Origin of the sequence: Streptomyces cyaneochromogenes, assembly GCF_003963535.1 — a bacterium.
Taxonomy (GTDB): Bacteria; Actinomycetota; Actinomycetes; order Streptomycetales; family Streptomycetaceae; genus Streptomyces; species Streptomyces shaanxiensis.
In genome coordinates, this window is sequence record NZ_CP034539.1 from 2,980,587 (window position 1) to 2,992,969 (window position 12,383).

A 12,383-nucleotide genomic window follows, 5' to 3' on the forward strand; every position below is an offset into this window, starting at 1 on the left:
GGACTTGTGTTCTCCAACTACCTGATCGGCCTGCGCGAGGGTCTTGAGGCCAGCCTGGTCGTCTGCATCCTCATCGCCTACCTGGTGAAGACGGACCGCAGGGACGCCCTCAGGCCCATCTGGATCGGCATCGGCGTCGCGATCGCCCTCGCGCTCGGCTTCGGCTGCGCGCTCGAATTCGGCTCGCAGGAGCTGACGTTCGAGGCACAGGAGGCCCTCGGCGGGTCCTTGTCGATCCTCGCCGTCGGGCTGGTGACGTGGATGGTGTTCTGGATGCGGCGCACCGCCCGGCACCTGAAGTCCGAGCTGCACGACAAGCTGGACGCCGCCCTGCACATGGGCACCGGCGCGCTGGTCGCGACCGCGTTCCTGGCCGTCGGCCGCGAGGGTTTGGAGACGGCCCTGTTCGTGTGGGCGTCGGTGCGCGCGGCCGGCGACGGCAGCACGCACCCGCTGGCCGGCGCCGCCCTCGGCATCGCCACGGCGATCGTCCTGGGCTGGCTCTTCTACCGCGGTGCCCTGCGCATCAACCTCGCCCGGTTCTTCACCTGGACCGGCGGCATGCTGGTGGTCGTGGCGGCGGGCGTGCTGGCGTACGGCGTTCACGACCTGCAGGAAGCGCGCTGGCTGGGCGGCCTGAGCGACAAGGCGTTCGACATCAGCGACACGGTCGATCCGGCAAGCTGGTACGGCACTCTGCTGAAGGGCGTCTTCAACTTCCAGCCCGATCCGACGGTCCTCCAGGTCACGGTGTGGCTGCTGTACCTGATCCCGACGCTCACGCTGTTCCTGGCCCCGGTAGGGTTCGCCTCCGGGAAGGGGAAGGTGAAGGGACCTGATGAGCAGGGAACGCGGCCCTCGAAGGCTCCGCAGGCTTGACCGGAGCGCACTGATTGCAGCCTCACTGACCGCTTTGTCGCTGACGGCAAGCGGATGTGTGGTCGTCCACGGGGAGCGGGAGATCCTCCCCTCGGCCACCAAGGCGGAGGCCACCAAGGCGCTCGAAGAGTTCACTTCCGCGTACAACAAGGCGGACAAGGCGTACGACAGCTCCCTCGACGCGGACTACGTCACCGGCGCCCTGGGCGACATCGACGGGGCGCGGCTGAAGGCGGGCAAGGCGGTCAGCCCCGGCGGCAACGCGGCGCACACCCCGCTGAAGCTGTCGGACACCAAGATCACGATCCCCAAGAAGGCGGGCTGGCCACGGTGGTTCGTGGTCGACGCGGCCGGCAACAAGTTCGGCAGCGCGCGCTGGGTCTTCGTGTTCACCCGCAGCGGCCTGGACGAACCGTGGGAGGCGGCATATCTGACGCTGGTGGCCCCCGGCGACATGCCGAAGTTCAAGACGGACAAGGACGGCTGGGCCGAGGCCGTCCCCGCGAACTCGACCGAACTGGCCGTGCCGCCGTCGGACTTGAGCAAGCAGTACGCGGGCTACCTCAAGGAGGGCGGGGACGTCTTCGCGGACGGCCGTCACACCAGCGAGTGGCGTGCCGACCGGACGAAGGCCGCCAAACGGCCGGGCCTGGTCAGCCAGTTCATCGACGAGCCGCTCACGAGCGGCGACTACGCCCCGCTGGCGCTGCGCACCACGGACGGCGGTGCGCTGGTGTTCTTCACCACGCGCTACTACGAGAAGCGGACGGCCTACGCGGGCACGTCCGTCCCCTCTCCGGGCAAGGGCGTGGAGGCCCTGACGGAGGGCGAGGTCAAGCAGTCGCTCACGATGGAGATCATCTCCAACGAGATGGCCCTGGACCCGAAGGGATCCGGGAAGGTCGAGGTCATCGGCCGGACCCAGGGTCTGACGTCGGCGAAGGGCGAGTAGCGCCGCCCCGTGCGGTGGCTCAGTGGCGCAGGGGCCAGGCCGCGGTGACGTGGTCGGGCTCCTCGCCGACGTGACGGGCGCAGGCGTCGGTGAGGGTTTCCAGCAGGCTCAGCGGGTCGGGCAGCGGGTGTTCGAGACCGCGCACCCAGTGCACGGCCCGGCCCTCGCCGGACAGCCGGGCGGGCGGTACGAGGACGTAGGACCCGCGGCAGTGCCAGCGCAGTCCCGGATGCTCGTCCATGGTCTCGGGGTGGCAGTCCAGCTCGCAGGGCCACCACTCGTCCTCGTCCTCGGGGGTGCCGCGGGTGAGGGTGAAGAACAGCAGCCGTCCGTCGTCGCTCTCGGCGACCGGGCCGACCTCGATACCGGCGCCGAGCAGCCGCTCCAGCGCCTCGCGTCCGGCCTCCAGCGGCAGGTCGAGGACGTCGTGCACCATGCCGGTCGCGGTGATGAAGTTGGCCTGCGGCTGATGGCGGGCCCAGCGTTCGATCTGGGCGCGGTCGGTGGTGGACTGCGTCTGCCAGGCGAAGGACACCGGGTGCCGGGCGGGGGTGGGACAGCCGACGCGGTCACAGGAACATCGGTAGCCGGCGGGGTGCGCGGCGGGCGCGAGGGGCAGTCCCGCGGCGGCGGCGGCCAGCAGCAGGGCTTCCCGGCCACCGTCGTCGGTGGCGTCCTTCGGGCGGCGTCCGCGCAGCCACTGGGAGAGTTTGCCCTGCAGGCCGGTCCGGCCGCCCAACTCCGCGCTCATCTATCCCCTCGCCTCGCCGTCGTGCGGAACAGCATGCCCTATGGTCCCATCATCGTGCGCTCCGGGGGGCCGTAGCGGACAACCGGGGTAGGTGGGGCGAGGTGTGCACAGCACTGTGATCAGGGGTAATGGACCGCTTTGGCGGGATTTACGGCCCTACTGTGCACGCGGTGCGAGGCCGTGGAGGGCGTAGTCGACGAGGGTGTCGGTGTACTCGTACGAGATCGGGCCCGTGTGCTGGAGCCAGCGCTGGGCCAGGGGTGAGACGAAGAGTTCGAGGGCGATGCGCGGGTCGATGTCGCCTCGCACCTCCCCGGCCTCCTGGGCGGCGCGCAGCCGGTCGACGTAGAGCTGGAACGAGGGTTCCATCAGCTTGGCGACGTACTCCCGGCTGAGCGGCTCGTTGACCAGGCCCTCGGCGGCGAGGGCGCGGGCCGGGGCGGCGAAGCGCGGGTCGGTCATCTGGTCGATGGTGGCGCGCAGCACGGCCTTCAGATCGGCCGCGAGGTCTCCGGTGTCCGGGATGACGTACGGCTCCTGCCCGGCGGCCTGCGCGGCCTGCTCCCCGAGATCGAGGAACGCCTCCATCAGCACCTCGGCCTTCGACGACCACCACCGGTAGATCGTCTGCTTGCCGACTCCGGCCCGGGCGGCGATGCCCTCGATCGTCGTCTTGGGGTAGCCGACGTCGGCGACGAGGGCGAGGGCGGCGTCGTAGATGGCGCGGCGGGACTTCTCGCTGCGGCGGGTGGCGTTGGGGGCGGGGTGATCGGTTCGCCCCGGGGGCTTCTGGGCGGATTTCTGGGCTGCCATGGCTCGAATTTATCAGGTTGACAAGACGGAGCGTCTCGCTGGACCCTGAAGGGGTTGCGATGTCGAGACGATACGTCTCGTGTCTCGTCTTGTCACTGGTCCTTGACAGTCCTTGATCGATGACGAAAGGAGCTCACCATGGCCCGAAGCGGAGCCGGAAACATGCTGGGAGTCGGCGGGATGCGGCGGAACCTCGGCCGTAGGGCACTGCGCGGCGGCGGTCGCGGCGGCCGGATCGGCGGCGCAGCGGATCCGGCGGCACAGAAACGGGAGCTGCTGCGCAGGTTCCAGGAGAAACAGGAGACGTCGGACGGGGAGAGTTCGGCGGAGCGGAGTTCGGCGGAGGACAAGAGTTCGGCGGAGGAGATGTCCTAGTCGGACGCCGGGGGCCAGGCGTCGCCCCAGTCCGCGTCGCGGGCCGCCTTGTAGAGGTCGCCGTGCCGTTTGGTGATCGTGGTGCGGCGCAGGGAGGGTTCGGTCTCGCACAGGTCGAGGAGGACCTGGCCCTTGCGGATCTGGGGTTTGCGTACGACGCGGGCGGGGGCCGGGGTGACGGGGAGGCGGGTGGCGGCGACGTACGCGAACTTCTCGTCCTCGTAGGGGAGGGAGCCGCCCTTGATCTGGCGGTGGAGCGAGGAGCGGCTGACCCTTGCCGAGAAGTGGCACCAGTCCGTGCCGGGGACGATGGGGCAGGCGGCGCTGTGCGGGCAGGGGGCGGCGATGCGGAAGCCGGCGGTGATCAGGCGGTCGCGGGCCTCGATGACGCGGGTGTAGCCGTCCGGGGTGCCGGGCTCGACGATCACGACGGCCTGGGCGGCGGACGCGATGGTGTCGACGAGGGTGGTGCGGTCCGGTGCCGTGAGTTCGTTGAGGACGTAGGAGACCGTGACCAGGTCCGTGGGGTCCAGGGTGAGCGCCGAGCCGATCCGGGCGCGGTGCCAACGGGCGTCCTTCAGCGCCGGGTTGGCGGCGGCGATCTCCCGGCCGATCGCCAGGGCGGGTTCGGCCCAGTCCAGCACGGTGACGCCGCGCTCGCCCGGCCAGGTCGCGGTGACGGCCCAGGTCGCGGCGCCGGTTCCGCCGCCCACGTCCGTGTGGCTGCCCGGGGTCCATTCCGGGACGGCCTGCGCGAAGGCCTCCAGGGCGGCGTGGACCGCCTCGAAGGTGGCGGGCATGCGGTAGGCGGCGTAGGCGGCGACGTCCGCGCGGTCGCGGAGGATGGGGGTGTGGGTGGGGGTGGCGCCCCGGTAGGTGGCGATCAGCCGGTCGACGGCCTGGGCGGCCTGGCGGGGCGGGAGGCCGTCGAGGAGGGTGGCGAGGCTGTGGCGCAGGGTCTCGGCGGGCGGGGGGACGGGGGCGTTCACTCGGCGATTCTACGAGGGCGCGCGGCGGTGGTGTGAGGGGTGTTTTTTTCGCCCCCGCCGCCCCTACCCGTCCCGTCCCTGGGGGCTGCCGCCCCCAGACCCCCGCATCGGCCCGAAGGGCCTCGTCCTCAAACGCCGGACAGGCTGAGTTTGCCTGGTCCGGCGAAATCCAGCCCCTCCGGCGTTTGAGGAGCGGGGTCTGGGGCGGAGCCCCAGAAGGACGGGAAGGGTAGGGGCGGCGGGGGCGAAAACCCTCCTACCCCCGAACCGCCCGCGCCACCCGCGTCCCCACCGCCGCCCTCGGCCCACTCTCCGCCGCCCCCCTCCGCGGATGCACCGTGTTCGCCAGCAGCACCACGAACGTGTCCGTCACCGGATCCAACACCAACGACGTCCCCGTGAACCCGGTATGCCCCGCCGCCCCCCGCCCCGCCAGCTCCCCCATGAACCACGCCTGGTCCACCGCGAACCCCAGCCCGGGCGGGGTCAGGAGCAGTTCCACGAAGTCCGGGCCGAGGATGCGGGCGGGCCCGTACGCGCCGCCCGAGAGCAGGGCGCGGCAGAAGACGGCCAGGTCACGGGCAGTCGAGAAGAGGCCGGCGTGCCCCGCCACCCCACCCAGCGCCCACGCGTTCTCGTCGTGGACGACCCCCCGCAGCATCCCCCGGTCCGCCTTGGCCCACGGCCGCCGCTGGTCCTCGGTCGCCGCCGCCGCGGGGCACGGGCCGAAGCGGGTCGCAGTCATGCCGAGGGGGCGGGTGATGCCGTCGTGGACGAGGACGTCGAGCGTGCGGCCCGTGATGCGCTCCAGGACGTGCTGGAGCAGGAGGAAGTTGAGGTCCGAGTAGCAGTACGTGCCGGGCACACCGATCGGCGGCTCGGCGCGCAGCATCTCCAGCCGCTCCGCGTCGTCCGCGCAGTCGTACAGCGGCAGTTCGGGCCGCAGCCCCGAGGTGTGCGTGAGCAGCTGACGCACCGTGACGTCGTGCCGGGCCGCCGCCCGGAAGTCCGGCAGATACGCCCCGACCCGCGCGTCGATGCCGAGCGTGCCCCGCTCGATCTGCTGCACGGCGGCCACCGAGGTGAGGAGTTTGGTGAGGGAGGCCAGGTCGAAGGGGGTGTCCGTGGTCATCGGGACGCGGGAGTCGGGCGGCAGTTCCACCCCGGCGTCCTTCTCCTCGTCGTAGGAGGCGTACCGCACCGCCCAGCCCGCCGCCTCCTCCACGGCGAGGTACGGTCCTCGCCCGACGGCCAGCACCGCGCCGGCCGCCCAGGGGCGGGAGCCGGTGGTGAGGTCGTGGACCTCGCGGACGAGATGACGGATCTCCTCGGGGTCGAGTCCGGCCCTTTCCGGCGTGTCCCCGCGCAGTCTCGGCGCGCTCAGCTGTCCGCTCCCTCCACACCCGCTACTTCATCCGCACGTCTGTTCCAAGGACGGCACATTCCCATGAAGCAGGCCAGCGCCACCAGTGCTGCGGCCAGTTGGACGACGGCCATCGGAACGGCGGTGTCCTCCCCGGCGACGCCCACCAGGGGTGAGGCGATGGCGCCGACCAGGAAGGAGGACGTACCGAGGAGCGCGGACGCGGAGCCGGCGGCGTGCTTGGTGCGCAGCAGGGCGAGGGCCTGGGTGTTGGGCAGGGTGATGCCCATCGCGGACATCAGGACGAAGAGCGCGGCGGCCACGGGGACCAGTCCGACCTCGCCGAACACCCCCAGGGACATCAGCAGCAGCGACGCGGCCGCCAGGATGACGATCAGCAGGCCCGCGCCCAGCACCCGGTCCAGGCTGACCCGCCCCACCAGCACCTTGCCGTTGATCTGGCCGACGACCACCAGCCCGACCGAGTTCAGTCCGAACAGCAGGCTGAAGGTCTGCGGCGAGGCCCCGTAGATCTCCTGGATCACGAACGGCGACGCCGATATGTACGCGAACAGCGCGGCGAAGGCGAAGCCGCCGGCCAGCATGTACCCGGCGAAGGCACCGTCGGCGAGCAGGCCCCGCATGGCGCGCAGGGCCGCGCCGACCCCGCCGCTGTGCCGTTCGTCCGCCGGGAGGGTCTCGGGGAGCCGCCACCAGACGAGTGCCGCCAACAGCAGCCCGACCACCGTGAGTACGACGAACACGCCCCGCCAGTCCGTCACCCGCAGGACCTGCCCGCCGATGAGCGGGGCCACGATGGGGGCGACCCCCGAGATCAGCATGAGGGTGGAGAAGAAGCGGGCCATCGCCAGGCCGTCGTACAGATCGCGTACGACCGCCCGCGCGATCACGATCGCCGCCGCACCCGCGAGGCCCTGCGCCAGCCGGAAGGCGATCAGGAGCTGGACGGTGGGCGCGAGGGCGCAGAGTGCCGTGGCCAGCACATACACCGCCAGGCCTGCCAGCAGCGGGCGTCTGCGTCCCCACCGGTCGCTCATCGGGCCGACCACCAGCTGCCCGAAGGCCATGCCGGCCAGGCAGGCGGTGAGCGTGAGCTGGACGGTCGCGGCGGGGGCGTGCAGGGATCCGGTGACCTCGGGGAGCGCCGGGAGGTACATGTCCATCGCCAGCGGAGGCGTGGCCGTCAGACCGCCGAGGACGAAGGTGACGAGGAAGCCGGTGCGGCGGAGGGAGCGGGTGGACGGTTGTTCCGCCGTCGTCGAAGTTGTCGAAGTTGTCGATGCCGTCGATGCCGACGTTGTCGCCGATGCCGTCGATGTCTCCGACTGCGATACGTCCGGTATCGGCCCCCCAGGGTCGCCCATGCGCCCCTCCCTCTCCTCGTGATCCGCGCTCTATGCTCTCAGCTCGTACGGAGTGCCGAGGGTCACATGAGCGAGGGGTGGAGGCCGTGATGGCCGAGCGGAGCGTGCGGTGGGGGATCCTGGCGACCGGCGGGATCGCGGCCGCGTTCACGGCCGATCTGGTCGACATGCCCGATGCCGAGGTGGTCGCGGTGGCCTCGCGGAGCCAGGCCTCGGCGGACGCGTTCGCCGAGCGGTTCGGGATAGCGCGGGCGTACGGCGACTGGAACGCGCTCGCCCGGGACGGCGACATCGATGTCGTGTACGTCGCCACCCCGCACTCGGCCCACCGCGTCGCCGCCGGGCTCTGCCTGGAGGCAGGGCACAACGTGCTGTGCGAGAAGGCGTTCACCCTGAACGCGCGGGAGGCCGGGGAGCTCGTCGCGCTGGCCGAGGCGCGCGGCAGCTTTCTGATGGAAGCCATGTGGATGTACTGCAACCCGCTGATCCGGCGACTCAAGGCCCTCGTGGACGACGGCGCGATCGGCGAAGTGCGCCATGTCCAGGCCGACTTCGGGCTGGCTGGCCCCTTCCCGCCCTCGCACCGCCTGCGCGACCCGGCGCAGGGCGGCGGCGCGCTGCTGGACCTCGGTGTGTACCCGGTCTCCTTCGCCCAGTTGCTGCTCGGGGAGCCGTCGGACGTCACGGCCCGCGCGGCGCTGTCCGCCGAGGGCGTCGACCTCCAGACGGGAGCCCTGCTCTCCTGGGACAGCGGCGCGCTCGCCTCGGTGCACTGCTCGATCATCGGCGGTACGGCGACCTCGGCGTCCGTCACCGGCTCGGGCGGCCGTATCGACGTGCCGAACGGCTTCTTCTTCCCGGACCGCTTCGTCCTGCACCGCGACGGCCGGGACCCCGAGCAGTTCACGGCCGACCCGGCGGACGGGCCCCGTAACAGCCTGCGGCACGAGGCCGCCGAGGTGATGCGCGCCCTGCGCGCCGGGGAGACCGAGTCCCCGCTGGTGCCGCTCGACGGCACGCTCGCCGTGATGCGGACGCTCGACGCGATCCGGGACCGCGTCGGCGTCCGCTACCCGGGCGAGGCCCCCGAGGAGGACCGCGCGCCCGAACTCACACCGGCGTGAGCCCCGGTTCACCGGCCTGGGTGACGAAGGACTCGGCCGTCGTGACCGGCGCGCCGGGGCTGGTCACGTACGGCACCGTCTTGAAGTCGGCCCGTGCCTGCTCCTCCCCCAGCGCGACGGTCACGTATCCGCGCCGCCCGTTGTAGAACCTCATGTGCGGGTTGGCCCGCATGTAGGTGTCCCAGTTGGCGGGCCTGTCGACGCCGTCCCGGCCGCTCGCGATCGACGTGGCCACGATCTCGGTGCCGAGCGTGGCGGAGTCGGGGTCGTCGAAGTCGTCCTTGATGTCGAAGCCGTAGCCGACGTGGACGTCGCCGGTGAGCACCATCAGGTTCTCGATCCCGGCGTCCTTCGCCCCGTCCAGCACGCGGCGCCGGGAGGCGCGGTAGCCGTCCCAGGCGTCCATGGACACCCGGGACGGCGTGGTGAGGTCGAAGTTGCGCTGGGAGAAGGTGACCTGCTGCGGGACGACGTTCCACAGGGCGTTCGACGAGCGCCATCCGTCGAGCAGCCACCGCTCCTGCGTCCCGCCGGTCATCGTGCGCGCCGGGTCGTCGACGTCGGGGCCGGGGATCTGGGAGCCGTCGCCGTAGGCCTGGTTGGAGCGGTACTGCCGGGTGTCCAGGACGTCGAACTGGGCGAGCCGGCCCCAGTGCAGGCGCCGGTAGAGCTGCATGTCGGGGCCCGTGGGCTGCTGGGGGCTGCGCAGGGGCTGGTTCTCCCAGTAGGCGCGGTAGGCGGAGGCGCGGCGCAGCAGGAACTCCTCCGGCGGGACGCTGTTCTCCGGGGTGTCGTCGGCGTAGTTGTTCTCGGTCTCGTGGTCGTCCCAGGTGACGACGAAGGGGTGCGCGGCGTGCGCGGCCCTGAGGTCGGGGTCGGTCTTGAAGAGGGCGTAGCGCAGGCGGTAGTCCTCGAGCGTGACCGTCTCGCGGTTGAAGAGCGAGGGGAGCGTGCGGTCGGTGTAGTTGCGGTAGCCGCCGACGGAGTTGACCGCGTACTCGTAGAGGTAATCGCCGAGGTGGAAGACGACGTCCACGTCGTCCTGGGCGAGATGGCGGTACGGCGTGTAGTAGCCGTCGGTGTAGGCCTGGCAGGAGACGGCGGCGAGGGTGAGGGAGCCCACCTCGCTGGTGGCGAGCGGGGCGGTGCGGGTGCGGCCCGTCTCGCTGATCCAGGTGCCGGCGCTGAAGCGGTAGTAGTAGACGCGGTCCGCGTCGAGCTGGTCGACCTCGACGTGGACCGTGTGGTGGAACTCGGGGTGCGCGGTGGCGGTGCCGCGCCTGGCCACGCGGCTGAACTGCTCGTCGTGGGCGAGTTCCCAGTGCACGGTGACGCGTTCGGCGGGCAGTCCGCCGTCCGGCTGGTACGGGGCGGGGGCGAGCCGGGTCCACAGGACGACGGAGCCGGGGAGCGGGTCGCCGGAGGCGACGCCGAGGGTGAAGGGGTTGTCGGTGATCTTGCGGGCGTCGAGCCGTGCGGCACTGGCCACGCCCGCTGCGGGCAGGTTCACGGCGAAGGCGAGCGCGGCGGCCGCGCCGGTGAGGGTCAGAAAGCGCCGTCGGCCGATGTGCCGGGCGGCGGCGCGCAGTTCGGGGGCGTGCTGGGGCGAGTCTGTCGTCATGGTCATCCGGTCCTCCCCTGACTGATGGATGCATGACGCATTGGAGTGGCCGGGGACGACACTCGCTTGGCGCGTACACAACACCCGGATGGCAGACAGATGAGTTCCGAATGGCGGACCCTCCCGTACGCTGCGGCCCCATGAACGACAGGCAAACGGACACGAGGATCGCCGTGGTGACCGGCGCGGGCTCCGGCATCGGACGCGCGGTCGCCGTGGAACTGCTGCGCGCGGGCTGGTCGGTGGCGCTGGCCGGGCGGCGCGTCGAGACGCTGGAGGAGACGGCGGGGCTGGTGCCCGGCGGCGCCGCCGTCGCCGTACGCACGGACGTGTCACGGCAGGAGGACGTGGCCGCGCTGTTCGCCGCCACCGTGGAACGGTTCGGGCGGGTGGATCTGCTGTTCAACAACGCGGGGACGTTCGGGCCGGGCGGGGTGCCGGTGGAGGAGCTGTCGTACGACGCCTGGCGGCATGTGGTGGACACCAACCTCAACGGGGCGTTCCTGTGCGCGCAGGCGGCGTACCGGCAGATGAAGGAGCAGGACCCGCAGGGCGGCCGGATCATCAACAACGGCTCGATCTCCGCGCACACCCCGCGACCGCACTCGGCGGCCTACACGGCGACCAAGCACGCGCTGACCGGTCTGACCAAGTCGCTGTCGCTGGACGGGCGGCCCCACAACATCGCCGTCGGCCAGATCGACATCGGCAACGCGGCGACCGACATGACCGCGCGGATGGAGGCGGGCGTCCTCCAGGCCAACGGGTCCGTGGTGCCCGAGCCCGTGATGGACGTGGCCGACGTGGCGCGGACCGTGCGGCACATGGCGGAGCTGCCCCTGGAGGCGAACGTGCAGTTCGCGACGGTGCTGGCGACGGCCATGCCGTACGTGGGGCGCGGCTGAGGTCCCGGCGCCCTCCCGCGCCCTCCTCCCGTCACCTCCACAACTTGCACAACCGGAATGTGGAGTTCCGCTGCATCGCCCCCGGTGGGCGGCTTATGCTCAAGGTCTCCTGCACCAGAGCTTCACATTTGGAGCACGGAGCTTCCGTAGGCCACACCGAGGGGGGAGGCGGCAGCCGTTCCACGATCACCGGGTGGGGGTGGACCTCGCGTGGGACCGCGAGGGACGCACCGGTGCGCGGAACGGCTGCCGCACAGGCCGTAGGGACGCCTACGGCGATGCTCAGCGACCGAGGATCCGGTCGATCTCGCGCACCTGTCCGGCGGTGAGCGGCCCCTTCGCCAGTGCGCCCGCGTTCTGCTCGGCCTGGGCGACGGAACGGAACCCCGGGATCGGCACGGCACGCGGGCTGCGGGCCCACAGCCAGGCGAGGGCGCCCTGGCCGAGCGTACGGCCGTCGCCGGTGAGGACGTCCTTCAGCGCGTCGACGCGGGCCACCCACCGCGGGTCGGCGCCGGACCCGTCCGCGAAGCCCTGCAGCCACTGCGGCGGCCGGCTGCGGATGTCCCCGGCCTCCAGGGCCTCACCGGTCCTGCGCCTGCCGGTCAGCAGACCCATCGCCAGCGGGCTGCGGATGGGGGGTCCCCCCGCTCGAGCGAAGCCGAGAGTGGGGGAGCTCGCCAGCTCCAGTTCCTCGCACAGCGCGAACATCTCCGGCGCGTCCTGCAGCACATTGGCCATGTGCTGTACGGCCGCACAGTGCTCCCCGCGCGCGAAGACGGCGGCGCGGGCCGGGTCGTCGGTGCTCCACGCGTAGGCGCGGACCAGCCCTTCGCGCACGAACTCCTCGCAGGCGTCGCGCAGTTCGGCCGCCCGCCGCGGGTCCGCGTCGGACAGGTGCAGCTGGTAGAGGTCGATGTGGTCGGTGTCCAGCCGCTTCAACGAGGCGGTCAGCGCACGGCGGGCGTACTCCGGGGAGTCGTCGGCGCCGGTGAGGGTGCGGGTCTCCTCGTCGAAGACGTTGCCCCACTTGGTGGCGACGACGACCTCGGCGCGGCGCTTGCCGAGGGCACGGCCGAGGACCCGCTCGCTGTGGCCGGCGCCGTAGGTGTCCGCGGTGTCGAAGAAGGTGACGCCCAGGTCGAGAGCGCTTACCCCGATGCCGGTGCGTCCCAAAGTCCGCTTGGTCTCCATGAGGGGGACGCTACGAGTTGGAGCGCACGCGA

At 71.7% G+C, this 12,383-nt stretch carries 12 protein-coding genes; 5 read left to right on the forward strand and 7 right to left on the reverse strand.

The features are described from left to right. Positions 1–6 precede the first annotated feature (6 nt). A complete protein-coding gene (gene efeU / locus EJ357_RS13260; RefSeq protein WP_126391813.1) occupies positions 7–879 on the forward strand; it encodes an iron uptake transporter permease EfeU in 873 nt (290 codons plus the stop codon). Next, on the forward strand, positions 839–1,831 hold the full coding sequence (locus EJ357_RS13265; RefSeq protein ID WP_126391814.1) for a hypothetical protein: 993 nt from the start codon (positions 839–841) through the stop codon (positions 1,829–1,831). Before efeU ends, EJ357_RS13265 begins: the two co-directional genes overlap by 41 nt. A 19-nt stretch (positions 1,832–1,850) precedes the next feature. Here EJ357_RS13265 and EJ357_RS13270 read toward each other — a convergent pair whose 3' ends face one another. Both EJ357_RS13270 and EJ357_RS13275 read right to left on the reverse strand, forming a co-directional pair. Next, entirely contained in the window at positions 1,851–2,582 is a 732-nt protein-coding gene (locus tag EJ357_RS13270; RefSeq protein ID WP_126391815.1) for a bifunctional DNA primase/polymerase, read from the reverse strand. Between the two features lie 156 nt (positions 2,583–2,738). Continuing rightward, positions 2,739–3,395, reverse strand: a complete 657-nt coding sequence (locus EJ357_RS13275; RefSeq protein ID WP_126391816.1) for a TetR/AcrR family transcriptional regulator — start codon at positions 3,393–3,395, stop codon at positions 2,739–2,741. A 138-nt stretch (positions 3,396–3,533) separates the two neighbouring features. Between EJ357_RS13275 and EJ357_RS13280 the strand changes: the two genes are divergently transcribed. Continuing rightward, positions 3,534–3,770 carry a DUF6243 family protein gene (locus EJ357_RS13280; RefSeq protein WP_228473042.1) on the forward strand — a complete coding sequence of 79 codons (237 nt, stop codon included), beginning with the start codon at positions 3,534–3,536 and terminating at the stop codon, positions 3,768–3,770. Here the strand turns inward: EJ357_RS13280 and EJ357_RS13285 are convergent. From EJ357_RS13285 to EJ357_RS13300, 3 genes are all read right to left on the reverse strand, one after another. Then, entirely contained in the window at positions 3,767–4,759 is a 993-nt protein-coding gene (locus EJ357_RS13285) for a small ribosomal subunit Rsm22 family protein (RefSeq protein ID WP_126391817.1), read from the reverse strand. The genes EJ357_RS13280 and EJ357_RS13285 overlap by 4 nt on opposite strands. Positions 4,760–5,015: 256 nt before the next feature. Next, positions 5,016–6,143 carry a serine hydrolase domain-containing protein gene (locus EJ357_RS13295; protein WP_126391818.1) on the reverse strand — a complete coding sequence of 376 codons (1,128 nt, stop codon included), beginning with the start codon at positions 6,141–6,143 and terminating at the stop codon, positions 5,016–5,018. Further along, complete coding sequence (locus tag EJ357_RS13300) at positions 6,140–7,507, reverse strand: multidrug effflux MFS transporter (protein WP_126391819.1); 1,368 nt, start codon at positions 7,505–7,507, stop codon at positions 6,140–6,142. Before EJ357_RS13300 ends, EJ357_RS13295 begins: the two co-directional genes overlap by 4 nt. A gap of 89 nt (positions 7,508–7,596) precedes the next feature. Between EJ357_RS13300 and EJ357_RS13305 the strand changes: the two genes are divergently transcribed. Continuing rightward, positions 7,597–8,631 (forward strand): Gfo/Idh/MocA family protein, encoded by a 1,035-nt coding sequence (locus EJ357_RS13305; RefSeq protein ID WP_126391820.1) that lies wholly within the window; start codon positions 7,597–7,599, stop codon positions 8,629–8,631. Here the strand turns inward: EJ357_RS13305 and EJ357_RS13310 are convergent. Continuing rightward, complete coding sequence (locus EJ357_RS13310; RefSeq protein ID WP_126391821.1) at positions 8,618–10,258, reverse strand: alkaline phosphatase D family protein; 1,641 nt, start codon at positions 10,256–10,258, stop codon at positions 8,618–8,620. The genes EJ357_RS13305 and EJ357_RS13310 overlap by 14 nt on opposite strands. A gap of 134 nt (positions 10,259–10,392) precedes the next feature. Between EJ357_RS13310 and EJ357_RS13315 the strand changes: the two genes are divergently transcribed. Then, complete coding sequence (locus EJ357_RS13315) at positions 10,393–11,157, forward strand: SDR family oxidoreductase (protein WP_126391822.1); 765 nt, start codon at positions 10,393–10,395, stop codon at positions 11,155–11,157. 282 nt (positions 11,158–11,439) lie between these two features. Here the strand turns inward: EJ357_RS13315 and EJ357_RS13320 are convergent, their stop codons facing one another. After that, positions 11,440–12,351, reverse strand: coding sequence for an aldo/keto reductase (locus EJ357_RS13320; protein WP_126391823.1), 912 nt, complete (start codon positions 12,349–12,351; stop codon positions 11,440–11,442). Positions 12,352–12,383: the final 32 nt, after the last annotated feature.